The 23965-nt window shown below is 63.2% G+C and carries 22 protein-coding genes and 4 pseudogenes; 8 read left to right on the forward strand and 18 right to left on the reverse strand.

Annotated features, from left to right (window positions below):
• Positions 1 to 108 precede the first annotated feature (108 nt).
• From cybH to NKI17_RS32265, 5 genes are read right to left on the reverse strand one after another with little or no spacing between them, the layout of a single operon-like run.
• Positions 109 to 819 (reverse strand): Ni/Fe-hydrogenase, b-type cytochrome subunit, encoded by a 711-nt coding sequence (gene cybH / locus NKI17_RS32245; protein ID WP_023679113.1) that lies wholly within the window; start codon positions 817 to 819, stop codon positions 109 to 111.
• A 9-nt stretch (positions 820 to 828) separates the two neighbouring features.
• Positions 829 to 1182: a HupE/UreJ family protein gene (locus NKI17_RS32250; protein WP_280952126.1), complete on the reverse strand. Its 354-nt coding sequence runs from the start codon at positions 1180 to 1182 to the stop codon at positions 829 to 831.
• On the reverse strand, positions 1179 to 1403 hold the full coding sequence (locus tag NKI17_RS32255) for a HupE/UreJ family protein (RefSeq protein ID WP_051406206.1): 225 nt from the start codon (positions 1401 to 1403) through the stop codon (positions 1179 to 1181). Before NKI17_RS32255 ends, NKI17_RS32250 begins: the two co-directional genes overlap by 4 nt.
• Before the next feature lie 13 nt (positions 1404 to 1416).
• Positions 1417 to 3213, reverse strand: a complete 1797-nt coding sequence (locus NKI17_RS32260; protein ID WP_023679114.1) for a nickel-dependent hydrogenase large subunit — start codon at positions 3211 to 3213, stop codon at positions 1417 to 1419.
• The gene (locus NKI17_RS32265; protein WP_023679115.1) at positions 3213 to 4289 is read right to left on the reverse strand and encodes a hydrogenase small subunit; all 1077 of its coding nucleotides are present in this window, start codon (positions 4287 to 4289) and stop codon (positions 3213 to 3215) included. Before NKI17_RS32265 ends, NKI17_RS32260 begins: the two co-directional genes overlap by 1 nt.
• A 1006-nt stretch (positions 4290 to 5295) precedes the next feature.
• Here NKI17_RS32265 and NKI17_RS32270 point away from each other — a divergent pair.
• Positions 5296 to 5580: a type II toxin-antitoxin system TacA family antitoxin gene (locus NKI17_RS32270; protein ID WP_023679116.1), complete on the forward strand. Its 285-nt coding sequence runs from the start codon at positions 5296 to 5298 to the stop codon at positions 5578 to 5580.
• Positions 5581 to 6090, forward strand: a complete 510-nt coding sequence (locus NKI17_RS32275; protein ID WP_352625517.1) for a GNAT family N-acetyltransferase — start codon at positions 5581 to 5583, stop codon at positions 6088 to 6090. It abuts the gene before it with no gap.
• 983 nt (positions 6091 to 7073) lie between these two features.
• Here the strand turns inward: NKI17_RS32275 and NKI17_RS32280 are convergent.
• Positions 7074 to 7712: an FMN-binding negative transcriptional regulator gene (locus NKI17_RS32280; protein WP_352625519.1), complete on the reverse strand. Its 639-nt coding sequence runs from the start codon at positions 7710 to 7712 to the stop codon at positions 7074 to 7076.
• Between the two features lie 31 nt (positions 7713 to 7743).
• Positions 7744 to 8406 (reverse strand): helix-turn-helix domain-containing protein, encoded by a 663-nt coding sequence (locus NKI17_RS32285; protein WP_352625521.1) that lies wholly within the window; start codon positions 8404 to 8406, stop codon positions 7744 to 7746.
• A 91-nt stretch (positions 8407 to 8497) separates the two neighbouring features.
• Here NKI17_RS32285 and NKI17_RS32290 point away from each other — a divergent pair, with 91 nt between their 5' ends.
• Together NKI17_RS32290 and NKI17_RS32295 are read left to right on the forward strand one after the other, a co-directional pair.
• Positions 8498 to 9643 (forward strand): trans-sulfuration enzyme family protein, encoded by a 1146-nt coding sequence (locus NKI17_RS32290; protein WP_352625523.1) that lies wholly within the window; start codon positions 8498 to 8500, stop codon positions 9641 to 9643.
• Between the two features lie 99 nt (positions 9644 to 9742).
• On the forward strand, positions 9743 to 9910 hold the full coding sequence (locus NKI17_RS32295; RefSeq protein ID WP_198023621.1) for a hypothetical protein: 168 nt from the start codon (positions 9743 to 9745) through the stop codon (positions 9908 to 9910).
• On the opposite strand, the pseudogene NKI17_RS32300 reads toward NKI17_RS32295, so the two are convergent.
• Positions 9833 to 10891, reverse strand: a pseudogene (locus tag NKI17_RS32300) (class I tRNA ligase family protein); the annotation flags it as partial. The gene NKI17_RS32295 and the pseudogene NKI17_RS32300 overlap by 78 nt on opposite strands.
• Before the next feature lie 451 nt (positions 10892 to 11342).
• On the opposite strand from NKI17_RS32300, the gene NKI17_RS32305 reads away from it, so the two are divergent.
• Both NKI17_RS32305 and NKI17_RS32310 read left to right on the forward strand, forming a co-directional pair.
• A complete protein-coding gene (locus tag NKI17_RS32305) occupies positions 11343 to 12989 on the forward strand; it encodes an MFS transporter (RefSeq protein ID WP_352907422.1) in 1647 nt (548 codons plus the stop codon).
• Positions 12990 to 13689: 700 nt separating this feature from the next.
• Positions 13690 to 14199 (forward strand): annotated as a pseudogene (locus tag NKI17_RS32310) (IS5 family transposase); the annotation flags it as partial.
• Here the strand turns inward: NKI17_RS32310 and NKI17_RS32315 are convergent.
• The 8 genes and pseudogenes from NKI17_RS32315 to NKI17_RS32355 form a co-directional block, all read right to left on the reverse strand.
• On the reverse strand, positions 14187 to 15185 hold the full coding sequence (locus NKI17_RS32315; protein ID WP_352625525.1) for an NAD(P)H-dependent flavin oxidoreductase: 999 nt from the start codon (positions 15183 to 15185) through the stop codon (positions 14187 to 14189). The pseudogene NKI17_RS32310 and the gene NKI17_RS32315 overlap by 13 nt on opposite strands.
• A 300-nt stretch (positions 15186 to 15485) precedes the next feature.
• Positions 15486 to 16612, reverse strand: a pseudogene (locus tag NKI17_RS32320) (IS701 family transposase).
• 454 nt (positions 16613 to 17066) lie between these two features.
• Complete coding sequence (gene rlxS, locus NKI17_RS32330; protein ID WP_352784711.1) at positions 17067 to 19037, reverse strand: relaxase/mobilization nuclease RlxS; 1971 nt, start codon at positions 19035 to 19037, stop codon at positions 17067 to 17069.
• 185 nt (positions 19038 to 19222) lie between these two features.
• Positions 19223 to 19909 (reverse strand): lytic transglycosylase domain-containing protein, encoded by a 687-nt coding sequence (locus NKI17_RS32335; protein WP_352624434.1) that lies wholly within the window; start codon positions 19907 to 19909, stop codon positions 19223 to 19225.
• Positions 19897 to 20445, reverse strand: coding sequence for a signal peptidase I (gene lepB, locus NKI17_RS32340; RefSeq protein WP_352624432.1), 549 nt, complete (start codon positions 20443 to 20445; stop codon positions 19897 to 19899). Before lepB ends, NKI17_RS32335 begins: the two co-directional genes overlap by 13 nt.
• Entirely contained in the window at positions 20442 to 20711 is a 270-nt protein-coding gene (locus tag NKI17_RS32345; protein WP_023800971.1) for a helix-turn-helix transcriptional regulator, read from the reverse strand. The genes lepB and NKI17_RS32345 overlap by 4 nt, the downstream gene beginning before the upstream one ends.
• Before the next feature lie 150 nt (positions 20712 to 20861).
• The gene (locus NKI17_RS32350) at positions 20862 to 21185 is read right to left on the reverse strand and encodes a DUF736 domain-containing protein (protein WP_023672372.1); all 324 of its coding nucleotides are present in this window, start codon (positions 21183 to 21185) and stop codon (positions 20862 to 20864) included.
• A gap of 546 nt (positions 21186 to 21731) precedes the next feature.
• Entirely contained in the window at positions 21732 to 21962 is a 231-nt protein-coding gene (locus NKI17_RS32355; protein ID WP_352750050.1) for a hypothetical protein, read from the reverse strand.
• Positions 21963 to 21966: 4 nt separating this feature from the next.
• Between NKI17_RS32355 and NKI17_RS32360 the strand changes: the two genes are divergently transcribed.
• The gene (locus NKI17_RS32360; protein ID WP_352642238.1) at positions 21967 to 22218 is read left to right on the forward strand and encodes a hypothetical protein; all 252 of its coding nucleotides are present in this window, start codon (positions 21967 to 21969) and stop codon (positions 22216 to 22218) included.
• Between the two features lie 141 nt (positions 22219 to 22359).
• On the forward strand, positions 22360 to 22539 hold the full coding sequence (locus tag NKI17_RS32365; RefSeq protein WP_352642236.1) for a hypothetical protein: 180 nt from the start codon (positions 22360 to 22362) through the stop codon (positions 22537 to 22539).
• Positions 22540 to 22983: 444 nt separating this feature from the next.
• Here the strand turns inward: NKI17_RS32365 and NKI17_RS32370 are convergent.
• Positions 22984 to 23454 (reverse strand): annotated as a pseudogene (locus NKI17_RS32370) (ParB/RepB/Spo0J family partition protein); the annotation flags it as partial.
• A gap of 90 nt (positions 23455 to 23544) precedes the next feature.
• Entirely contained in the window at positions 23545 to 23952 is a 408-nt protein-coding gene (locus NKI17_RS32375) for a DUF2958 domain-containing protein (RefSeq protein WP_352624428.1), read from the reverse strand.
• Between the last annotated feature and the right edge of the window lie 13 nt (positions 23953 to 23965).

Here is a 23965-nt window from a genome sequence, read left to right on the forward strand (position 1 = left end):
CCCTCCCCCCTGTCTTGCGTTGGCCTCCCCCCCCCCCCCCCCCCACCCCCCCCCCGCCCCCCCCCCCCCCCCCCCCCCCCCCCCCCGGCAGGTGAGGTCGCGAAAGTCCTAGTGGGAATCACGAGGCGCGCCGTTGCCGCGAAAGGTCCGCCAGCCGGAGAACATCGAGGAGATGATCGACTGCTTCGACATGATGTCCTCGCGCACCGCGGCATAGATATGGATGATCACGAAGCAGATGATCACCCACATGCCGAGATGGTGCCAGGTATGCACGTCCTGACTCTGACCGAGAAGTGGGATGACCCAGCTCGAGAACAGGTCGTACTGCCAGGACCCCATGCCGGCCCCCTCGCCGTAGAGCGCCAGTCCGGTCACGATCATGAAGATGGTGAACCAGACGAACAGGAAGTGCATGGCGAGCGTCGCGAGCGGGTTGTGCCCGGAACACTTCATCGGCTCGCTCACCAGCATGGCGTACCAGAGCACCTCGTGCCAGAGCTCCTTCCAGAACCGTCCGTTCCAGACAGGCGGGAGGAATATCTGCCGGGAATGCTCGTTGCCGGCGAAGACCCAGTAGATGCGGAATGCGAAGCCGACGATCAGGACATAGCCCGCAACGAAATGCAGGTAGCGTATCCAGCCGAAGAGGAAACTGGAACTCGCCTCGCCGCCAACCGCCGGCGGCGGCGAGCCGATCAGGTAGCCGGTGCCGGCAAGCATGAGGATGGCGAAGGCATTGACCCAGTGCCAGAGGCGCAGCGGCGCCTCGTAGACATAGACCCCTTCTTCGCCATGCGGAGTTTGGCTCGCGCTCATGGCCGCCCCCTAGCCGCCGAACACGAGCGTAGCGCCCGAGCCGGCAATGACCATGCCGAGCCCGGCGCGCGCCCAAGGCGACGACGCGAGCCTGAGGCCGATGCCGGTGCCGGCCAGATGCAGCGCCGCGGTCGAGAGCGTGAAGCCGGCAATATAGGCAAGTGCCGCGCCGGTCGTCTCGCTCGCATGGGCATGGCCATGGAAGAGGGCGAAGAACCCGGCAAGGCCGATGCCGAGCATGCCGGGAAGGCCGGCACCGGCGACGATCATGATGCCGAGAGCAAGCACGGATAGCGCGATCATGCCTTCGACCGCTGGCAGGCGGATGCCGGCAAAGGCCAACGCCGCACCCGTCATCATCATCGCCACGAAGGTTGCTGGGCCACCAGGACCCGCGACGGCATGGCCACCGCCGACCAGACCCCGACCGCCGCCATGGCGAGAAGGTGGTCGAGTCCCATCAGCGGATGGGCGATGCCGGCGGCGAACCCGTCGGCATGCCCTGCGCCGACATGGGCGAGCGCCGGGCTGGCAAGGACCGCGAGCGAAGCTGCGGCGCCAAGTTTCAGGATAGCGTGTCTCATTTCGATTCCTCCCCTAGCGCACTTTGACATTGGCAAGTTCCTGTCCGTCCGGACCCATGACATGGGTCGAACAGGCAAGGCACGGATCGAAGCTGTGGATCGTCCGCAGGATCTCGACCGGCTCCTCCGGCCGCTCCACCTTGGTCTCCATCAGCGACGCTTCGAAGGCGCCGATATTGCCGGCATGGTCGCGTGGCGAGCCGTTCCAGGTGGTCGGCACGACGCATTGGTAGTTTTCGATCCGGCCGTTCTTGATGCGTATCCAGTGGCCCAACGCCCCGCGCGGCGCTTCGGTGAAGCCGACCCCCTTGACTTCGGCGGGCCAGGACTTCGGATCCCATTTCTGGGTATTGGCCGTCGAGCTGTCTCCAGCCTTGATGGTGGCGATCAGCTTGTCCATGAAGTAGACCTGCTTGCGGGCCGCCCACTGTGCTTCCAGCGCGCGCGCAGCGGTGCGGCCGAGCGTCGAGAACAGCCCCGTCAGCGGTACGCCGAGTGCCCGCAGCGTCGAGTCGACCTGCTCCTTGATCTCCTCGTGGCCCTGGACGTAGCCGACGACATAGCGGGCGAGCGGCCCTACCTCCATCGCATGGCCGCGCCAGCGCGGCGCCTTGATCCAGGAATATTTCGCGCTCTCGTCGATTTCGCGGATGTCGGTGCGCGTGCCCTTGGCATTCGGCCCGAGCTGATAGTTCGGCTCCGTGATACCATCCCATGGATGCAGGCCCTTCGCCTCGTCCGGGTATTTGTACCAAGAGTGGGGCACAAACTCCTGGATCTGCTCGGGATCGCGCACGTCAACGGGCAGCACCTCTTTGAGGTTGCCATCGATGATCGCGCCCTGGGGCATCATCAGGTTGGCTGCCGAATAGTCGTTGGCTTTGTCGGGGATGTCGCCATAGGCAAGAACGCTCTTGCCCGACAGCCCGCCGCCATAGAGCCAGCCCTTGTAGAGACTGCCGATCGCGATGATGTCGGGGATGTAGACGTTGTCGACGAAGGCGATGGCGCGCTCGATGACGCTGCGGACGTAGTTCAGCCGCTCCATGTTGATCGGCGCGCCGGCCGCCATCTCACCGTCGATGTTGATCGCACAAGGCACGCCCCCCACCAGCCAGTTGGGATGGATGTCCTTGCCGCCGAAGATCGTGCGCGTCGTCATGATCTCCTTCTGGAAGTCAAGCGCTTCCAGATAGTGCGTCACCGCCATCAGATTGGCCTCCGGCGGCAGCAGATAGGCCGGGTTGGTCCAGTAGCCGTTCTTGAACGGCCCGAGCTGGCCGCTCTCGACGAACTTCTTCAGCCGGTTCTGGATGTCACGGAAATAGCCCGGCGAGGACATCGGGTGGCTCGGCGAAACCGCCTGCTGCAGCTCCGACGTCGCCTTCGGGTCGGCTCTCAATGCGTTAACCGGATTGACCCAGTCGAGCGCGTGCAGGTGGTAGAAGTGGACCAGATGATCGTGCACCTGCAACGAGAGCTGCATGATGTTGCGGATCGAATTGGCGTTCTCCGGGATTATGATGCCCAGTGCGTCCTCGACCGCACGCACCGAGGTGAGCGCGTGCGTGCCGGTGCACACGCCGCAGATGCGCTGGGTGAAGGCCCAGGCGTCGCGCGGGTCGCGGCCTTTGAGGATGACCTCGAGCCCGCGCCACATGGTGCCGGTCGAGACCGCGTTGCGGATGATGTTGTTCTCGTCGATGTTCACCTCGCAGCGCATATGGCCTTCGATCCGCGTGACCGGATCGACGACCACGCGCTGGCCGGAGGTGTCGAGATTGAAGCCGTTCGGCGTCTGGATGACCATCACTTGTTCCCTCCCTTTTCGCGCATCCGCTTGACCACGCTCGCCGCCGCATGCGCGGCCGCGGCGGCGCCGATGAGGGTCGCGGCCGTCGTGCCGATCCTGTCGGCATCGGCCTCGATGCCGAAGCCGTGGACGCGGGTCAGGCGGCTGTAGAAATCGCCCTTGTCCCAGAAGCCGTCCTCGGAGCAGCCGATGCAGGGATGGCCGGCCTGGATCGGGAAGGAGAGGCCGCCGTTCCAGCCCACCGTCGAGCAGGCGTTGTAAGTGGTCGGTCCCTTGCAGCCGACCTTGTAGAGGCAATAGCCCTTGCGCGCGCCCTCGTCATCGAAGGACTCGACGAACTGGCCGGCGTCGAAATGCGGGCGCCGATAGCATTTGTCGTGGATGCGCTGGCTGTAGAACATCTTCGGCCGGCCCTGCCGGTCGAGCTCTGGGAATTTTTCAAAGGTCAGGATGTAGGTGATGACGGCCGTCATCACTTCTGGGATCGGCGGGCAGCCGGGAACCTTGATGATCGGCTTGTCCGGCAGGCCCGGAACCTTATGGACGGGCGTGGCCCGCGTCGGGTTCGGCCGCGCGGCCTGCACGCAGCCCCAGGAGGCGCAGGAGCCCCAGGAGATGATCGCCTTGGCGTTGGAGGCGGCATGGTTGAGCTGGTCGACGAAGGGCTTGCCGCCGATGATGCAGAACATGCCGTCCTCGTTGAGCGGCGCATTGCCTTCGACCGCGAGGATGTAGTTGCCCTTGTACTGTTCGACGACCTCGTCGACGATCGCCTCGGCCTGATGGCCGGCGGCCGCCATGAGCGTGTCGTCATAATCGAGTGAAAGCATCGACAGCACGACGTCCTTGGCGAGCGGGTGCGCCGAGCGGATGAAGCTTTCGGAGCAGCAAGTGCATTCAAGCCCGTGCAGCCACAGCACCGGAATGCGCGGCTTGGACTCCATCGCGTAAGCTATTTTCGGCGCAAAGGCCGGTCCAAGGCCGAGGGAAGCCGCCGTCAGGCTGCAGAATTTCAGGAAACTTCGGCGGGTGATCCCCTGTCGGCGCATGACCTCGTAGAATGTTTGTTGCATCAGGCCTTCCTCCACAGGCGGCGGCGTCTCCTGGTGCCGCGGACATGCGAAGGCGGAGCAAGTCCGATGCCAGAGTTAAAAAGCCGAATAAATTCAAAACTCAGATGCTCTTCGAGGCGTTGACTTGTTCCGGTCGCCGGCAAAGGAGTGGAAACCGGGCTGGCAGATTTCGAACAAAGTTTCCGCGATGCGGCGAGACGAGCGAAGAGGCCTGGCGGCGGGTGCCGACGGGATTTCGGCGGGCCTCGACCGACCTCGCCCAGAGCCACGCGCGGCTTGTCAGGACGGCCGAGCAGATCGCGCTTGGCCTGCGCGGCTACAGCAGACTGGGAATCGCGGGATTTGCACCATCTACTCGTCGCCGCTTGCGTTGAAACCGCTGTTGTCGGGTTTGTCGCATCCGCGACACGGTGATGTTCGGCCGCGCGCCGCCGCACTCGCAGCTAAGCCGTTGAATAAAATGCAGACTGGTTTGTCTGAGGCTGCACGTGCCGCGGTCGTGACCGGTCTTTCATTGCGTGAGGCCGAACGTGCGATTGCAGCTCCTGCCGCCGCGCAAAGAGAGGTTCAAGATTTGTGCCAACTGCGCTTGGCCGGCAGGTGGCATAGAGCGGCGCCTGAGAATGAAAGTGCCGGCCGCCCAGCCTTCATAGCCGTTCCTCCTTTGTGGCGTGACGGCCCGAAAGTCGCCATCGCGTCAGATGTTCATCAGGGTTCGGCATAGCCGGGGCTCGTCCGGCGACAGTCATGGCAGCGACTTCGCTTCTGGAGCCGCTCATCCGGCCGATAAGAACACATGCGCGTCCTAAGCCGTAATTGATCCGCCGGAGCTGACCAAAGCCACCTTGCTCTGGGTTGCGGCAATGGCGATTGCAGGCGAGAAGCCGAGAAGAACCGATGCCGCGAGGAGTCCTGAGGCCATCCGTCCACGAGACGTCACCAGGGAACGAAGTATTGCGTTCCGCGTTACACTACCGTATATACGTCCGCAGCACAGGAGCGCGCCATGGCCACCACAGCCACCAGGAAGGAAACACCCGTCTCGATGCGGTTTCGCGACGATGATCTCACCATCATCGACCGCGGCGCGGAGCTGCTCGGCCTGTCGCGCACGGAGTTCATGCGGCGCGCCGCGCTGCACGAGGCGCAGACGGCCATCCTCAACGAAACCGTCATCCGCGTGTCCCCGGAAGCTTATGACGCCTTCATGCAGGCGATCTCAGCCCCCGCCGCTGCGCCCCCGCCGAAGGCGGCCGAGCGGCTGCGTCGGTCCCCGCCCTGGGACCGCTAGGTGGCGCTTTCAGGCATCGAACTCCTCGACGACGCGCACCGCCTCGACAGCTTCGATTGCGGCAAGCCGGCGCTGAACGCTTGGCTGGCCGGCTTCGCGCGAACGAACCAGGTCCGCGGCTTTACCCGGGTCCTGGTCGTTCACGATGAGGGAACAGTCGTCGGCTATTACGGCCTCGCGCCGGGCGTGATCCAGCCAAACAGCGCACCGCGCGCCATCCGCACCGGACGCCCGCCCGATCCGATCCCCTGCCTGTTGATTGGACAACTCGCCGTCGACCATCGCTATGCCGGACAAGGCATCGGCAGCGGCCTGGTCAAGGACGCGCTGCATCGCTGCGTCGCCGGCGCCGACATCGTCGGCGGCCGCGCAGTGGTGGTGCGGGCGATCGACGCCGAGGCCGAGCGCTACTGGCAGAGCTGGGGCTTCATTCCCGCGCGGGACAATCCGTCGGTGCTCATGCGCTCGATCCAGGACGTGGGCCTCTGGCTGGCCGACAAAGGCCGCTAGCTCCACGCGCGTAGCGCCTCCCGTAGCGGCAGCGTCCGGGCGCGCCGGCCTGCAGCCGGATGACGATCCCTCACGCAGGGCCAGAGGGAGACGGCGGTCAGAGCGAGGAAGCTAGCAATAATCTGGGCGACTGGGCTGCCTACCAGGTCCCGTCTCGTGAAGGCGCTAGAGGATACTGGATCCAGCCGCCAAAGACCGGGAGATGGCGCGACGCGCGGACTTTGGGATGATAGTCTGGGACGGCGCATCGCCCGGCACGGCCGTCAACGTGCTTCAGCTCGCCATCGCGAACAAGCCGTGCGTCATTTGCGATCTGGCCAGGGGCAGCATGGCGACTACGTACAATGTGGGAGACTGGTGCGCCATGCTCCGCGATGCCGGTCCAGACATTCGGCGCGCCAAGCCGAAGCCCGCATGGCCCCGGACGAGCGCCTGGCGTTGCCGGGATGATGTACGCGCGGTCCCGGCGGGTTCGACCCGATAGGCTTGATCCGGCCCCGCCCCCAACTCCACTTGTATGAACGGCCGGGGCCGGCCCTTTTCGAAACCGGCCCACCGCCGCGTGACGTTTGCAGGATGATCGTCTTGACCCGTCTCGCATCTGAAGCGGGTGCAAGCCTGCCGAACATTCCGGCTGCTTGGTCATCCAACCTGGCTGCGAGGCATCGCCACCGTGGGGGTGGCGTTCGCTGCCAGTCGGCTCCGATCTCGAAACCGCTGCGCCGCCATACCGAACACGCAACTCGGTTTAAGCGCCAGGCTGCTGTTCGAGGTATTGACGACCCAGGCGACATGACCGGAAAGGCTGGCGGGGTAAGCAGCTTCCATCGATCCGGCGGCATTGCGGATGTGGCTGGCGATGGCGGCCTGAGTTCTTGTCCATCTGCCGCATAGCGGGTGGTCAGGTGCTGGCCGAAGCATTTGTCTCTCAAGGTCACCCCTTGGAAATCCAGCACCAGCGGCTTGTCGGGACAAGATAGATGCTATCGGGATTTGGCCGCCGCAGCCGCGAGCATCGCTTCTCCCATCCCATTGACGCCTCGGGCATTCAGCATTTCACCAGCGTTCTGAATGTCGCGCACCTCTTTGTTCTGGCTGAGTTTTGATTTACCAACCAGGCCGGTGATCTCGATTTCCAGGGCGACGATCCCCTTAACCATCGTGTCAATGAAGTCCTTCGGCGCGTCGCCCATCTTCCACGGGGCAGGCTGCGAGGCTTCATGCATGTGAGTGAGCTTCGCCACGTTACGGCGCACATAGCGCTCATCATCCCGGACAGTGATGCGTCCGTGGGCGTGGACGACGAGATAGTTCCATGTGGGCACCTGCTTATGGAATTCATGCTTGCTTGGATACCAGTTCGGCGAGATGTAAGCGTCGGCCGCACGGAAGATAACGAGGACTTCATCGCCATTGGCAACTTCCTCCCAGACTCGATTTTTGCGTGCAACATGGCAATTGAGGAGGCCTTTGTCTCCCTTCGAGCGGTCAAGCTCGAAGGGAATGTGGTTCGCGTCGAGTGTGCCTTTGCTGTGGGTGACCAGGATACCGAGCGGATGTCTCTCGATTAGGTCAAACAGGGTGTTCTGATCGGGGACGGCAAAATGGGGCGGAACGTACAACGGTGGATCTCCTGTCGCGAATGGGCGGTCGTTAGCGAGCGGCGGTGTCTTGCGGAACGGGCCCGGGCATCTTTGTTGCCGGCGAAGAGGGCCCCGGATCTCGCTGTCCACCACGCTCAAGAACTGCCATCGAGAAGTGGGCAGGCAGATCAGATGCCGCCGCGTAGGAGTGCGGTTGGTCAGTGACAAGCCGCACACTCTCGCCTTGGCTCAAAATTACTGCGTGGGTACCCACCACGACACTTAGGGACCCCTGAGTCACCGAGATCAGCTCGCGCGTATCCGGACTATGAGCATCTGAGGAAAACACGTCGCCCGGCATAATGGCCCAGCTCCACAGTTCGAACATCGTTCGTCCCGAGATCGATGAATGAAGTTGTGCAAAGCTTCCTTTAGCGCTTGTCCAAAGCGTCCTCGTCTCTGTCCGCTCAATAGGAAGGCGAACTGTGGAAGGATGGTCATTCAACAAATCGGCCACCGAAAGCGAAAACGCCGCCGCCAGTCGGCAAAGTATGCCGATGCTGGGGTTCGCCTTGCCTTGCTCCAGCGTGACGACGGTTCCCTTGGATAAGCCGCTCAGTTTTGCCAGTCGATCCAGGGTCAGGTTTTGGTCGCGCCTCAATTGTCGGATCCGAACCGCTATCGCTTGGCCAAGCACCCGCTCGGGGTCCAACGCTGTCGTAACATCGGTCATTATATTGACTTAGTGCCTCGACTCACTTATACGGTCAATATAATGACCGGCCTGAAATCGTGCAACTGCCCCGTTAGCGAGGAAATGACCGATGCGTTTTGAAACGAAGGCGATCCATTGCGGCCGAGCTGTCGACGCTTCCACGGGAGCGGTGTCCCTGCCGCTGCACACCAGCACGACGTTCCAACGTAGCGTCGACGGCTCGTTTCCTTCCGGATTCGAATACACCCGGGATGGAAATCCGACACGCAACGCGTTCGAAATGGCCATGGCCGCGCTCGAGGGCGGAGAAGATGGCATTGCCTTCGCGTCGGGCATGGCTGCAATCGCTGCAGTCTTTGAGAGCCATCCGTCGACGGGTCGGATCGTTCTGCCGGATGACATGTATTTCGGCATTCGTTCGCTGATTGACGAGACCGACATTGGGTCTCGCTTCGACTTTGCGGCCGTCGACATGCGCGATCTGGATGCCGTGCGCGCCGCGGTCACGTCGAAGCGGACTGGCCTCGTCTGGGTCGAGACGCCGTCAAACCCGATGATCCGCGTTGTCGACATTTCGGCCATCTGCAAAATCGCGCACGAGGCTGGCGCCTTGGCCGTAGTGGACAACACGTGGGCAACTCCAGTGCTTCAACGGCCCCTCGAAGTTGGGGCGGACGCGGTCGTGCACTCGGCGACAAAGTACATCGGCGGCCACTCGGACTTGATGGCGGGCGTCGTCATTGTCCCGCACTCGTCACCCCTCGGTCGCCCACTGCGGATGGTCCAGAGACACAAGGGCAGCGTCGCAGCGCCATTCGACTGTTGGCTGGCATTGCGGGGCCTGCAGACATTGTCGGTACGCATGCGCGCGCATTGCGAAGGCGCCCAGAAGGTTGCTGAGGCTTTGGCGTCTCATCCGCGTGTCGAAAAAGTACTTTTTCCTGGCCTGCAAACTGATCCGGGACACGATCTCGCTAAGCGGCAAATGAGCCATTACGGAGCGATGCTATCCTTTATCGTCAAAGGCGGAGCCGATGCTGCGATGGCCGTGGCCGGCCGCCTCGAGGTTATTGCCAGGGCGACAAGCCTTGGCGGGACGCACTCTCTGATTGAGCATCGCGCATCCGTCGAGGGTGCCAAGTCCAAGGCGCCAGGCGGATTACTGCGAATGTCAGTGGGACTTGAGCATCCTCAGGACATTATCGATGATCTGATGCAGGCCCTAGGCGGAACCTTCAAAGCGGCAGCCGAATGACGCGGGTGCAAGAACTCTGGCAGCGCTTTACGTGGCGGCTGGCGCAGCAATGCGGCCTGCTACGGTTGGGCGCCTAGATCAGGCAAAGCATCTTCGACGATGCTTAGATTTCGATCGAAAATCTCGGTGTCGGATGCGTTGGCGCGGAGAGACCGCACCTTGTTCAGGATCGCCGCAACCGCCGCTTCAGGCCTGGCGATGCGGCTCGACCTTTTCGAGGAAACCGCCGGTCTGCATCAGCTCGGCGATCTTCTTGTGCGCGACTAAACGGTCGAGACCGTCGAGCTCGCCCCAGACCGCCTAGCGCTCCGGCGTCACCTCCAGCCCGGCGAGAAAGTCCTCATTGTCCTTGAGGCTCACCGCCGCATTGACGGTGAGGATATTGACCGGCGGCAGCCGGTGGCGCTTGCCGGCCTCGAAATCATTGAAGTCATGCGCCGGCGTGATCTTGACCGCACCGCTGCCTTTTTCGGGATCGGAATACTCGTCCGCCACCACCGGGATCCTGCGGCCGACGATCGGCAGGATGAGGTTCTTGCCGACGAGATGCCGGAAACGCTCGTCGTCGGGGTGGACTGCGACAGCCGTATCGCCCAGCATCGTCTCCGGCCGGGTCGTCGCAACGGTGATGAAGGTCTTCGGATTTTCCGGATCGAAGGTCATGCCTTCGACCGGATAGCGGAAGTGCCAGAGGTTGCCGTTGACTTCCTGCTGCTCGACCTCGAGATCCGAGATGGCGGTCAACAGCTTCGGGTCCAAGTTCACAAGGCGCTTGTCCTTGTAGATCAGCCCTTCCTTGTAGAGCGTCACGAACACTTCGAGCACGGCCTTGGACAGGCCCTCCTCCATGGTGAAGCGCTCCCGGCTCCAGTCGGCCGAGGCCCCGAGCCGCTTCAGCTGGTTGAGGATGGCGCCGCCGGATTCTGCCTTCCATTCCCACACCTTGTCGATGAACTCATCGCGCGTCAGGTCGCGGCGGTGGATCTGATTTTGCATCAGCTGGCGCTCGACCACCATCTGCGTGGCGATGCCGGCATGGTCCATGCCTGGTTGCCAAAGAACGTTCTTGCCGCGCATGCGCTCGAAGCGCACCAGAATGTCCTGCAGCGTGTTGTTGAGCGCGTGGCCCATATGCAGCGAGCCGGTGACATTCGGCGGCGGGATGACGATAGTGAAGGCTTCAGCCCCCTCCTCGGCCCCGGCACCGGCCCGAAACGTCTTTTCAAGCGTATTATGTTTTTTGTGCATAGACCAACGAGTTGAACGGCGGCCCCATAAATCGCCGATGTGATAGGTCGGGCAAAGGCGTCCACCAGCTCGTACTTGTCAGGACGATGCCACCCTTGATCTTGCACCCGCCTCCGATACCAGCGATGCGCTGCGTCATATGCTCATGCCTGTCAGGATGGGATGGGCGCTGCTAGCACCGTGGCAGTTTGACAACCCGGCCATCGGGGCGGTAGCACCGTCCAAGACCAAGAGTCGCAGGGCAGACCGCACCCCATCGGGCTGCGCGACCCAGACCAGCTGACGCCCAACTGGCACACTCATCGCGCATCAGCACCGTGGATGCGACATCTACTTTGTTTACTTTGTTGCGAGCGCGATATCGGAACTTGGTTGTGACGCAGCTGTGCGTAAGCGCACCGCTGTCAGCAAGTGAGTGAGCGAAAGAACTACGTGGTGGAGGTGAGAAGTCATGCGGCGTCAAGATTCCCCGCCCTTTGCGGCAAACACACTGATCCCTCTTCAGAATCCGGTCTTTCGTTCGATCTGGACAGCCACGCAGATATCCAGCCTTGGCTGGCTGGTGCAGAGCGTGGCTATAAGCTGGCTTATGGCAACGATTTCAGCCTCCGATCTGATGGTTGCGCTCGTGCAGGCTGCATCGACACTGCCCGCCTTCTTCTTGTCGATCCTTGCTGGAGCGATTGCAGACAGCTTCAGCCGCCGCGGCGTGATGCTTGCCGGACATTGCCTGATCGCATTGGCATCCACGGCGCTGGCTCTCTCTGTTGGACTGGGCTTTGTCAGTCCATGGCTGATCTTGGGACTGAGTTTCTTGGCGGGATGCGGCTTTGCCTTGAATGATCCAGCCTGGCACGCCTCGGTCGGCGACATCCTGGAAAAGCGCGACATACCCGCTGCAGTGACGCTGATGTCGGTGGGGTACAACGTGGTTCGGAGCATAGGACCGGCGCTGGGCGGTGTAATTTTGGCTTTGCTGGGCCCCCTTACGGCTTTCGCCTTCGCTGCGCTGACCGACCTGGTCCCATTGAGCGCTGTCCTGCGCTCCAAGTGGCAAGTTCGTTCTTCGCCTCTTCCGCGCGAGCGGATGACGACGGCCATTCATGATGGCATGCGCTTCACGGCAATCTCCTCGGAGATCAGAGTGGCGATCGTGCGTGCAACCCTGTTCGGGCTGTCAAGCATCTCGATCCTTGCTCTGCTCCCCCTCCTGGTTCGCGACCAACTGGCGGGGGGGCCAATTGTTTACGGCGTCCTGTTGGCCGGCTTCGGCACAGGCGCCTTCATCGCGGGCATTGGCAATAGCTACTTGAGACGCATCACGTCCCAAAATCGATTGATCACGCTCGCGTCCGTTGCTTGCGCAACGTGTTGCCTTTTACTGGCTCTCACATCATCGGTGGCTGTAGCAGCGATCGCGCTTGCAATCGCTGGCGCCGGCTGGGTTGTCACCTGGACCGGAACCGACGTGTGTGTGCAGTTGGCAAGCCCAAGGTGGGTCGTTGGTCGCACCCTGTCGATCTATTACGCCCTGACCTACGGCGGCATGGCAGCGGGCAGCTGGATCTGGGGTGCTGTCGCGCAGTACTATTCCCTGACGTGGGCTTTGGAAGGTGCTGCAGCGGCGCTGTTGCTGGTTGCAGCTGTGGGAAAGCTATTGCCGGTACGGCTATGGGAGGAATCGGATCAAGGGGGCTTCGACTTCAGGCCACCAGAACTGGCCCTCGATTTGAAGCCCAGGAGCGGCCCGATCGTGATCAAGGTGGAGTACTCGATCCCCGAGGAGAATATCGAGGAATTTCTGAGCTGCATGCGCGAAAGGCGGCGCGTTCAGAGCCGTGCCGGTGCGCGGGACTGGACCCTCCAGCGCGATCTTCAGAACTCGACTCTTTGGACCGAGACATTCCGCACGCCGACATGGACGGACTATCTTCGTCTAAACCATCGGCTAACGGTGACTGACAGGGAGGTAGGCGAGCGCCTTGCCGCTCTGCGGGTCGGTGATTCTCCTCCTCGTCTCTCACTTTCGATCGAGCGGTCGACAAGCCCCGCCCCCGGCAGCCAAGTCCAGCCTGTGCCCTTTGTATCGCGCCCGTAAGGAAACCAGTAACTTTTCTGGGCTCGGACACGGGAATGGCCGAGACCTACTCCTTCTCTCGTCGGGTCAGCCCGGATTGCCATACCTTGCGGCCGGTTAGGCGAGCATGAGGATTTGTGTGGCACGTATGTCCACCACGGGCCCATGTCCAGCCCCACCGCCTCTGCCATCAGATCGGCTTGGGGACGGGTTCAGGTCGCCTGTCCCCGTGCATCGCGGCGAGCAGCGGGGAGCAAGGGGGGCGGAGGGGTCTCGCCGGGCACGGAGTGAAGCGGGCAGACGGAGGAATCCGCCACCTGCGGCGCGACAATGAAGCTGCGAGCGTTGCCTCAATCAAGATGAGAATGCTGGCGGGTTGGAACGCAGGGAGGGCGTAGCCCGACTGGAGTTTCAACCCGCCAGCGCCGCCGCCTTTTCGGGCTTCAGCGCGCGCGTGGATTTTCTGCATTTAGCTGCAGCGAAGGTCCCGGTGGTGCGGTGGAAGCGCACCCGGGGCATCTTGGACTTATTATCCAGGACTGCTGCATTGCCACAGCAATGGTCACAACCTGCTAGGGTCCGGACCCATAAAGGGTTCCACTGACGGTGGTTTTATGATTCACGGTCTCCAAAGGGAGGCCACCGATGAATCGCGATTATTTCTGGCTGACCGAGGAGCAGTTTTCGCGGCTGCAGGCGCTGCTGCCAACCGACACGCGCGGCAAGCGCTGGCGGTCCTCCGGCTGAGGTCCTGATCGACTCTTCGGCCGTGAAGGCGCATCGCTGCGCTTCTGCCGGCAAAGGGGGGAGCAAAATCAGGCGATTGGCCGGTCGCGCGGTGGGCGAACCACGAAGATCCACGCCCTGACCGATGGCCTGTGCCGCCCGATCGCTTTCCTCTTGACCGGTGGCCAGGTCGCCGATTGCAGCGCCGGAGATTTGCTTCTGGAGCAGATGCCCGAGAGCCCGATCCTGCACGCCGACAAGGGCTATGACACCAATGCCATTCGCCACAAGGTCGAGGCTAAAGGGGCGATGCCGAACATTCCGTCGAAAGCCAACCGGCGCTGGAAGAACTGCTTCTCCCCTTCCTCTACCGTGATCGCAACGCCATGAGCGCATGTTTGGACGGCTCAAGGATTTCCGCCGCATTGCCACCAGCTACGATCGATCGGCCACTAACTTCCTCGCTGCCGTCTGCCTCGCCGCTACGGTCGGTTACTGGCTGTGACAGTTGTCCTCGACAAACAGAAGCGAACTTGCGCCCTGAAGCAGGGTGATCGCTTCAGAAACGGTGCGAAGGAGTATGTCACTCGCCGGCTCGATGTCGTGGATGAGGCCGGCGGCCTCACCAATCATGATCGCGGCTATCGTGGGATCGCCGCTTGCCCACGCTTCGCGGTAGGCAGCGGACTGCGCGTCAATGTCGGCGAGGAGATGGGCCTCATTGCCGTGCCAGGCTTCCGTAAAAGCATTCTTCCGAACGCGCAGTGAAAACCGCGATGGCCAATCCAGGCGGCGCGCTAGGTCCATCACCGAGGTTCGAACCGTGTCGTCTCCGGTCGCCGCAAGGGCAGCCTGGTGCAGATTTGGATGAACGAGAGCCTCCAACGAGGCCCAGAAACGTGATCCCATCACGACGCCATCAGCGCCAAGCATCAGCGCCGCTGCAAGCCCACGACCATCGGCGATGCCACCGGCCGCGCAGATGAGCGTGTCCGGCGCCCGTCGCCGTACCAAGTTCGCGACCTCCGGAACAAATGTGAATGTCGCTCGCTTCTCACCGTGACCGCCGGCTTCCGCGCCTTGGGCGACGACGATGTCGGCTCCGACATCAAGAGCGCGGCGCGCGTCGTCGAGGCTCTGGACCTGGCAGATCAAGGGGACCCCGGCGGCCCGTATCGCCAGCGAAAAAGGCGCCGGGTCGCCAAAGGATAGGAAAATCGCACTTGGTCGCCGCTCCAGGGCCTTATCGAGTAGGCGCGGGTTCCTGGCGAGTGACCATGTTATGAAGCCGCAGCCGACAGGTCGGTTGCCAGATCGCTCGAACTCTCGCGTCAGCCAATCAGCGTCGCCATAGCCGCCGCCGATAAGCCCAAGCCCTCCGGCTGAACTGACCGCACCTGCGAGTTCCCCGCCCGATGCGAATGCCATCGGCGCGCTGATGATCGGATGCTGCAGTTCAAGCCGATCAGTGAGACGGGTTACGATGCGCATCATCACTCCAACAGATTGCCTTGAGTATCGCAGGTTCGGTTGATTCTATCGAGCCCCGCTCAGCGCCCCGCGATTAACGGCAACCAGAGCCCCCAGTCGACCAACGGTTATGAGTCCGGACCTTAGTACTACAGTTGCGGATGCCGATGCCGTTTGTAGTGACAGATGGTGGCCGCAGCCTGATGTCGTCGTCGCCATAGCGACCAGGCGATGATGAAGGGCTTTTGTGTCGGTGGGAAGATGAGGCGGCGAGGAGATAGCGGATCTCGGGGACGCTCGGGACGAGCGCAGCCATCCGGATCAGGCGGCGATTGGCTCCTTTGGACTCGTTTCGTTCGGTTTGCTCCATGCGCTGCGGCGAAGATCAGCCGATAGCTTCGAGAGGAATGCCAGGGCGGCCATGCACAGGCTCATGTGGCGATGCCATCCGTGCCAGGACCGAGCCTCGCAATGATCAAGTCCGAGATCATCCTTGGCGCGCTCAAAGCACTCCTCGATCGCCCAGCGCAGGCCGGCCACTGCCGCCAATTCGGCCAAGGAGGAACCGGGCGGGGCGAAGACCAGGTAGTAGGCTTTTTCTCCGGATGTCGATCGCTTGCGGCGGACGAGAAGCCAATGCTCGAAGCCGCCTTTTGACGTCCAAGGGCGGCGGATGCGTGCCCAGTCGTAGAGCCGAGGGCCTTTGGCGCCTTCACCTGCCGCATGACAGGCCCAGTCGTCGGGCTCGAACTCGCTGGCCAGTTCCTCGGGCGAGGTTTCCTCAAACAGACGATCCCCTCCCCGGCGCATGAAGTGAGCGCCTCGAACCGCCAAGACATAGGGCTGCTCGCGAGCTTCCAGCATCCGGCGAAGGCTGCTGTCCGCCCCGTAGACAGCGTCGCCCAGAACGTAAGCGCACGGGACGCCGGCATCGAGCGCCGCCTCGACCATGGCGCGCGCCATCTTTGGCTTGGTCGCAAACTCGACCATCTCCGGGATCGACGCTCTGGCACATCGCGCCCGATCCCTTGTCCAGCTCTCCGGCAGATAAAGGCGACGATCGACCAGCGCTTGGCCGTAGCGGCTCGCGTAAGCCAAGAACACGCCGACCTGGCTGTTCTCGATCCGCCCCGCCGTTCCCGAGTACTGACGCGCGACACCGGCGGAACGATCGCCCTTCTTCACAAATCCCGTCTCGTCGACGATCAGGACGCCATCCTCAGCGACTGCATCCGATAGGGCCGCTCCGCTCCGGATTGCTCAGCCATCAGCCAGCCTGTCTTGCGCTCAATGCCGGAAAGAAGGCCGTCAAGGAAATCTGCGCCCGTTTCCCGCAACTCACGACGAGGAAGCACCCGCCCAACCCGCGCCTTCAGCGCTGTGAGCGGCCAACAAGCATCCGGCCCGTGGGGCCGACTCGTCTCCCGGTCGTGTGAGCAGAAGAACATCGCGAAGTGCGGCTTCATCCTCGACGCCGCGAGCCTGCTCGCCGTACCGCGGCCGCCGAAAGCCCTAGGCGCTGTCACCAGGCGCCAGCCCACCTCTCTAGCTGGCGGACCATCGCATCGAGCGCGCCGATGGCCGCACCTGCAGTGATTGCAATGTCCTCAATGCGCCGCAACTGTTTGGGTCGGCGGCAGCCCTGCGCAACCAGGCCGGCACCGCCGTCGTCGGCGCGGCTTCCGTGGCACCGGGAAGAGTGCCGTGGTGGCGCAGGAGGGTTTTGGCTCAGAATCATGGAACACGATGAATCATCGCGGCGCTTTTTTTAGAGCGAACGATAAGTCTTGCACGACCAGCCATTTATCCCTCGCGAGATCAATGCCGCGGGCAATTAGCAGGCGAACTCCGTCCGGACTGAGTACCTGTTTCAAGGCGGGCAAAAGAAGTTGTGTAGTCATGTCACGAAATGCTTGGTCCGCTTCTCTGCCGGCCGATGGTCCATGAAATCCCCTCCCCACCCATGACACCAGACACCTCCTTGCCAATAGACCGATCAAGCACTGGCCTCCATGGTACCAGCGTGAACTCGCGCGCCTTCTCGACTATGACGTACTTGCCGCTGGCAAGGTCGATCGAGCGGCGCAATCGACCCTCTATTCGATCACCAGGCTGCGCTTCGGAATACGAGAGTCCGAGTTCGTCAGACAGTTGACCGGCAACACGGTTCAGCTCACGTTGACGCAGCATCGAAAGCATGTTGGCGCGATAGACGATCCGGTCCTGCTCTTCCCGAGCAAGACCTTGCGCAATCAGCCACTGCCGTCGGCGGCCTTGCGCCTCTCGGACATCGCGGCCGAAACCAGAGCTGTGCAAGGCCTCCGGTGTGTCGGAAACCAGCTCTCGATCGAGCCAGGTGGCGCCGTCGAACCTGACTTGTCTCTCCAGCGGCATCGATGAGAGCTTGTGAACCGTGACAGGCTCGGCCCTCGCTCGCTTACGCTCGTAGTCAGACACACGGTCGAGATGATCCGGTGCGACGATCCAGGTGCCGTCCGGCTCGCGCTCGACACGACCGGTCGCCCGGCGGATCGCCTCCAGTCGCCGCACGTGCGTTTCGGCAAAGCGTTCGGTGGCCGACGGGTCATGCTTGAGATGGATATCGATGCTGTAGCGCGCGTCATTGGCCGTGGCGATCTCGGCAATTGTGCGGTCGACTTGCCTTGGCCCGGTGTCCCTCGGCGTGACCCGCACTATGCAGCCCTCTGGCGTCGGTTGGGTGGCCTCGCCTTTGCCGATATCAACATAGTGGCTTTTGCCGTCCACGCCGTCGACGACGAGGTAATGGCGGTCAGTGATTTCGTCGGCCAGGCCGCGCGCAACGATGCGGCCAACGACAGGCTGCATCTGCTCTGCAGATCGATCATGGACAACATAGTCGGCGGCACTGCGGGCGAGCCCCTTGCCGGTCAGTTCGCGGTGCATGGTCTTGATGATGTCGCCCCGCTCGCCGATGCGGCGCAGCGTCGCTTCAAGCTCGCCATCAAGGCGCCAGCGGCCCGAGCCGACTTCCTCAGCCAGACCCATCCGCTCGAGCTTGCGCAGGCGGCCCTGGTGCAGCGTCTGGCGAAACGTGTCTCGGCTGGCCGGTGAGACATGCCCCTCATGGTCGCGCATGCGGAGCAGCTGCCGATCGATGCTGGTGAAGCGTTCCCGCTCCATTTCCTGGCGCAGGCGTTGCTCGATCTCGCGGTCCGTTCTCGGGCCAAGGTCGAGGCTGACCAGCTCGGCCGCCCGTTCTCGGATTCCAGACGAGATGTAGTCTCGCGCGATGACAAGAATTTCGCCGTGGTCGTCCTTGCCGCGGACGATAATATGGGTATGCGGATGACCAGTGTTGAAATGATCGACGGCAACCCAGTCGAGCCTGGTGCCGAGGTCTTCTTCCATCTGCGCCATGAGGCGCCGCGTGAGCGGCTTCAGGTCATCATACTCGATGCCGTCTTCAGGGGCGACGATGAAGCGGAACTGATGCCGGTCGCCATCGGCACGATCGATGAAGGCCTTTCCATCGACGCGGTCGCTGTCGGCGCTATAGAGCTCGCCATGCTCGCCTTCGCGGGTGACGCCGTCGCGCTGGAGGTAGCGAAGGTGTGCACGTGCCCCGTCAACACCCTTGCCGGCCAGCTTGACGATACGCGCCTTGACGACGGCGCGCCGCTGCCGAAACGCCGCGTGGCGATCGCGCGCTCTGAGAACGGCGGCAGCAGCCCCGCCGCGCCCCGCCCGGCTTCCGATGAAGCGGCCACGGCGACCGCTGCCGCCGCCGGCTCGGTTGATCGCGGCGCGGATCTGGCCGGCGAAACGCTTGCCTGCCTTCGAGCCGCGCGATCCGATTTTGCCCAGGCTCGGCTTGAACTCTTCATCCTGCATTGAGCCTCCTAGTAATCTTGAGCAAAATCAGAGGTTTGTCGGCAGCAGCTCTCCTGACGCTGAAGGCAGCCTCCGTGAAAAACGATGTGCAGACAAAGACTTCGCCGCCTCCAGGAGGCGATGCCTTTATCTTGCCTTCCGCGGACCTGCATCCCTGCCCCGCCCGACCCACGGTACCCCTGCCCTCACCTGCGATCCGGCCGGCCTGACCTTGCTCGCTCCGATCCGAGCGGCACCACAATTTGGCCATTCGGATCGGTCGCGGAAACACCGTTTCGCAGGAAAAACAGCGACTGCCCGGACGGGATTTCCGGCGCTTTTCCGGAACGGGATTTGCCGGTGAACGCGTCCATGTCGGCGGCCGAAATCCCCGCAGCCTTGAGCTCTTCCAGATACGAAACCGTCTCGCTGGGCAGCGGTCGCCCACGCTGCAAATGCTGTTCGTAGCGGTCCGGCCCAGCGTTATAGGCGGCAAACAGGCCGGGAAAGCCGAAGCGGTCATACATGGCGCGCAGATAGGCAGTGCCTGCCAGAATGTTGTCGCGAGGGTCGTGCGGATCGGCCCCCAGGCCAAGCTCTGCGCGCATCTCCTCGTAGGTGCCGGGCATCACCTGCATGAGGCCAATGGCGCCGGCGTGTGAGGCGATCGGCCGTCCGTCCAGCATTGTCTGCCCCCGGCTTTCGGCATCCATGACGGCATAAATCCAGGGCTGTGGAATGCTGAAACGCCGGCTTGCTTCGGCTACCAAGGGCTGCCATCTTGCCAGCTGCGGACCACGGGAGATGGCGGCCGGCTGAGCGTCGGTCGCGGCGGAACATGCGCATGGCGCTATCGCGACCATGCCCAGCATCAGGAGGGTTACTCGGTCCATAGCGGCACCAGCCTCCCGACAATATTTTCGGCCGGCACCGGCCCGAAATAGCGGCTGTCGAAGGAGCGGTTTCTATCGTTGCCGAGCAGGAAAACCTCGGCGGCGGCGAGCTTGCGGCAGGCATTCCACCAAGGCAGCGGACGGTGCTGCGTGTCGGTTGCCAGCCGGCGCGCGACAATTTCGCCGCCGATGATGATGGCGTCGCCGAAGGCGCAGACATGCTCGCCAGGCAGCGCGGCAAGGCGCTTGACCAGCGGCACGTTGCTGGGCAGATAGAAGCGTTCGGCGGCGAGATCGGCGACCGGTTTTGGCGGGCGGACGAGCACGAGATCGCCACGAGCCGGCGATCCGGACGCGACGCGATAAAGGCCGACCGGCGCACTGGCCGAGGCGTTCCAGACCAGCCAGGGCGATGGGTTGTCGAAAGCGGCGAAGCCGATCAGGCTGAGGCCTATACTGGCCACGGCGATCGTCTTGCGCGCCCGAATGCGTTGCAGATGGCTGCCGATCAGACGGATAGTGGGACGCCGGCTCATGAGCGGCCTCCCTCACCGGCCGAGCCGGAATCGTGCCCGCCATCCTCGGGCCTGGTCTCCTGCGCGCGCCCCTTCGACCAGTCGTCGAGCTCGTCGATGTGATACCGAACATAGCGGCCGTGCTTGCGGAATTGCGGGCCACCGCCTTTGAGCCGCATCTTCTCCAGCGTGCGCTGGGACAGCCCGATATAGAAGGCGGCCTGCGCGGTGTTGAGAAACGGACTGCCCTTCTTCGCGCGGGCCGCGCGTTCGTTTTCGTCGTCCATGATGGTCCTCGTTTCGCTACGGATAAGCGAAGGCGAGGATCGGCGAGCAAGATCGTTTCGGGGACGGGCGAAGAGTGGGGGGCGAGTTTTCGCCGCCCCCTCCCGAAAGAGCCCCGCGCCGGTTGCGGCGCGGGGCTCGAGGCTGGCGGTTCAGTCGACCGGGTTCCAGATGATGGCGTATGTGTCGTCGTCATCCTGGCCGGCGGCGCGGCCGAGATTGGCGTAGAGCTTGCGCGGACCGAACTCCGGGGCGGCAATCGACAGGCTCACATAGTCCTTGCCGGAGGTCTCGCCGGTGCGGATCCAGCCGGCCCCTACTTCGACCCCTTGCGTCAGCACCCGAAAGTCGGGATGGGTGTCGGCGCTCTTTGCCTGATTGGGCACGATGTCGATGTCGGCGCGGACGCTGAGCGTCTTGAGCTGGCCCTTGTAGCCGCCGTTTTCCTGTTTGGTGACGTATCCGATCGCGGTCATTTTTAGTCTCCTTTTGGTGCTCGCCGGGGACCATTCCCCTGCGATGGCGGACCGTGATGGGCGCGTCCGGACCGCCGGAACCGGGACGGCCGCAGCGATAGCGGAGGACCCGAGCGGACAGCTTTTTTGAAGCGAAGCGGCGCGAGGAAGCCGCCGCAGGCGGCGGGGAAAAAAGCTGCTGGCGAGGGTTTCGGGCGGGCCGGATCCGCCCATAGGTCGTCAAGCCAGCCGCAGGGGAATGGTCCCTGAGACACATGGAGACAGGTGGCGCGATCGGCGGCACAACGAGCAGGCGGCATAACAGGGCGCCGGCTGCGCGGGCTCTGTCGGCAACCCGATCGGACAATTGGCCCCATGCGCCTGGGCGCCTCGGCAAGCAACCCGGCGCGGTGCAGGGCTGCCCAAATGGGGGCGAGTTGGCGTCGGGATTTCTCGCGCGCGGCACTGGCTCGACAAGACGACCAATCGGCAGCCGGCGCGGCCCGGGGCGGCGCGCGCGACCTGAGCGGCGGCACTCGAGAGAACCGCCGCTCGGGCCCTGATCGACTATTCGCGCGCGAACAGCGGCTGCACTTGTGCCCACTGATCGGCGGTGCGGAAACCGCCGCGGCTGGTGTAGCTTTCGGCGGGGAATTTCATCCAGCGCGGCAGCCAGGTCTCGACCTTCTGGCGGCCATTCTCGCCCGCCAGGAAGTCGCGGATGATCTTCTTTTGCGTCTTGACCTTCTCGGCGACATTGCCGTCCGCGACCAGCTTGCCGCCGACCTCGGCCAGCATCGAATTGGCGATTTTCCTTATCGCGCAAGAGGTCGAAGAAGGCATCGTCCGGTTGCCACCATGTGCCCATATCGACGTTCAGATGGTTGCCGAGCGCCTCGATGACGGCGCTGCCGGCTGCAAGCTTCTCGGCCATGACAAGGGTGAGAACGCGCATGACATCGTCGTCGCACAGCGCCAAGAGGCGCGCGAAGACGCCGGCGATAGCAAAGGCGTCGCCATTGCCGCCGGCGACCACGCCATCCTCATCCGGTGATCCGAGCAGGGCCAACACTTCGCGCCGCTTTTTGCCGAATGCGGCTTCAGCCTTGCAGCCGGCAAGGCTGGCAGTCACCGTCTCGTTGGCTCCTCGCTGCGGTTCACGGCGCACCTGCCACAGGCCGGAACCGGTGATGGCGTGCGCCACCACGAGGCGCAGCGCCACGGCGGGATGGTCGAGCATGGCCGCGCGCACGCCAGCATGGCGATGCAGATCGACATAGTTCTGCATCGGGCCGGTGAGTTCGGGGCGCGGCGGCTTGGCGGCTGTTTCTTCTTGCTCGCCGCCCTCGCGGGCGCGGCGCGCTTCCTTGCGTGACAGCCAGCCCTCGTGACACTCAACCTCGCCGCGATGCGAGACAGTGATGACGACCTTGCCGCCCTTCTTCTTCGGGGTCTTCTCGTGGTCCGATGCGTGGAAATATTGGCCCGGCTCCAGCAGCACCACCTCGCTCCAGCCATCGTTAAGATAGGTGTCGCGTCTGGCGGCAATCGCTTCGTTCTGCTTTTGCCAGAACAGGTCGGCATCGGCGAAATAGCTGTCCTCGCCGAACAGGTCCGAGGTGATCAGGCCGGGATATTCGTCGATGGCAAACAGCGCCACCTTGGTGGAAATCGACTGGCCGCCGAACAGCCATTGCTTCAATTGAAAGCCACGCGGCGCGTATTGATCGGGATCGGCACAGAGTGCCAGCCAGTCCTTCTGCTGCGCCTTGGACGCCATGGTGAGATGGCGCACCGTCTCGGCGTCGATCTCCTCGCGCCGATAGGCTTCGCGGATTTTGGGCAAGAGGTAGCCAAGCGCCAGAATGCGTTTGACCTTCAGGTCAGTGATGCCGAAGGTCGCAGCGATGTCCGGAACGGTGCGGCCTTGCCTGACGAGCCGCGAAAACGTCTCCCATTGCGATACTTCGTCAGGATCGAGGCGGGCGAGGTTTTCGATCAGCGAGGCTTCCAGCGCATCGGCGTCGTCACCGTCCTCCATGATGGCGCAGGGCAAGGGATCGCCTTCGCCGCGCTCGTCGGCAAGCGATTTGGCGGCGAAATAGCGCCGCCTGCCGGCGACGATCTCGAAGGTTTCCGGCTGGCCATTGGGCCGCACAAGGAGAGGCACCAGCACGCCGCGCGCACGCACGGATGGCAGGATGTCGGATATGTCGGGCGCGCGTTTTCCATGGCGCATGTTGAGCGCGGAAATGTTGAGCTGATCCAAGGGGATGTGGGCAAGCTGCATGGTTACTCTCCTTCGCTTTGGTTAAGGTTGTCCCCGCCGCAGAGGCCGACGGCCGGCGCGGCGGGACGGTTTTTGCGCCTATCGGCGCTGCTATTCCGCCGTGTCGGGCGGAAGCTCGGAATGGGGCTTTGAAAGGGCGTCTGCTGCCTGCCGCAGAAGTCGCTCGGCCTCGGTGATGTGGCGGCAAATGCGGGCGGCTTCGGCATAGACCGAGAGCGTAAAGCGCGCCTGGAAATGCAGGTCGCGCTCGATGCCGAGGCCAAGCGGACCTTTTACGGATGCAAGCTCGGCCAGACTGACGCTGCCGAGTTCGGGGAAGCCGAAGCCGAGATCGCAAAGACCGAACAGCGTGTCGCCATCGGCGTCGAGTTCGCTCAGAAGCCACGTCGCGGCACCTGTGGGATTAAACAGTTTCACAACGGGAAAATGGTCGATGTCGGCGTCGGCGGCGCCATTGGCGAGCAGTCGTGCGCGCAGTGGATCGGTGATCAGGATCATGGAAAGACTCCTT

This window comes from Mesorhizobium sp. M0816, assembly GCF_040320005.1.
Classification (GTDB): domain Bacteria; phylum Pseudomonadota; class Alphaproteobacteria; order Rhizobiales; family Rhizobiaceae; genus Mesorhizobium.

Coding starts and splice junctions, on each gene's coding strand:
- NKI17_RS32350 (WP_023672372.1), bottom strand. CDS start 21,185: ATGACCGCGATCGGATACGTCACCAAACAGGAAAACGGCGGCTACAAG.
- NKI17_RS32295 (WP_198023621.1), top strand. CDS start 9,743: ATGCTTAGATTTCGATCGAAAATCTCGGTGTCGGATGCGTTGGCGCGG.
- NKI17_RS32290 (WP_352625523.1), top strand. CDS start 8,498: ATGCGTTTTGAAACGAAGGCGATCCATTGCGGCCGAGCTGTCGACGCT.
- lepB (WP_352624432.1), bottom strand. CDS start 20,445: ATGAGCCGGCGTCCCACTATCCGTCTGATCGGCAGCCATCTGCAACGC.
- rlxS (WP_352784711.1), bottom strand. CDS start 19,037: ATGCAGGATGAAGAGTTCAAGCCGAGCCTGGGCAAAATCGGATCGCGC.
- NKI17_RS32265 (WP_023679115.1), bottom strand. CDS start 4,289: ATGCAACAAACATTCTACGAGGTCATGCGCCGACAGGGGATCACCCGC.
- NKI17_RS32355 (WP_352750050.1), bottom strand. CDS start 21,962: ATGCTGGCCGAGGTCGGCGGCAAGCTGGTCGCGGACGGCAATGTCGCC.
- cybH (WP_023679113.1), bottom strand. CDS start 819: ATGAGCGCGAGCCAAACTCCGCATGGCGAAGAAGGGGTCTATGTCTAC.
- NKI17_RS32250 (WP_280952126.1), bottom strand. CDS start 1,182: ATGATGATGACGGGTGCGGCGTTGGCCTTTGCCGGCATCCGCCTGCCA.
- NKI17_RS32285 (WP_352625521.1), bottom strand. CDS start 8,406: ATGACCGATGTTACGACAGCGTTGGACCCCGAGCGGGTGCTTGGCCAA.
- NKI17_RS32315 (WP_352625525.1), bottom strand. CDS start 15,185: ATGCGCATCGTAACCCGTCTCACTGATCGGCTTGAACTGCAGCATCCG.
- NKI17_RS32345 (WP_023800971.1), bottom strand. CDS start 20,711: ATGGACGACGAAAACGAACGCGCGGCCCGCGCGAAGAAGGGCAGTCCG.
- NKI17_RS32335 (WP_352624434.1), bottom strand. CDS start 19,909: ATGGACCGAGTAACCCTCCTGATGCTGGGCATGGTCGCGATAGCGCCA.
- NKI17_RS32260 (WP_023679114.1), bottom strand. CDS start 3,213: ATGGTCATCCAGACGCCGAACGGCTTCAATCTCGACACCTCCGGCCAG.
- NKI17_RS32375 (WP_352624428.1), bottom strand. CDS start 23,952: ATGATCCTGATCACCGATCCACTGCGCGCACGACTGCTCGCCAATGGC.
- NKI17_RS32255 (WP_051406206.1), bottom strand. CDS start 1,403: ATGAGACACGCTATCCTGAAACTTGGCGCCGCAGCTTCGCTCGCGGTC.
- NKI17_RS32305 (WP_352907422.1), top strand. CDS start 11,343: ATGCGGCGTCAAGATTCCCCGCCCTTTGCGGCAAACACACTGATCCCT.
- NKI17_RS32270 (WP_023679116.1), top strand. CDS start 5,296: ATGGCCACCACAGCCACCAGGAAGGAAACACCCGTCTCGATGCGGTTT.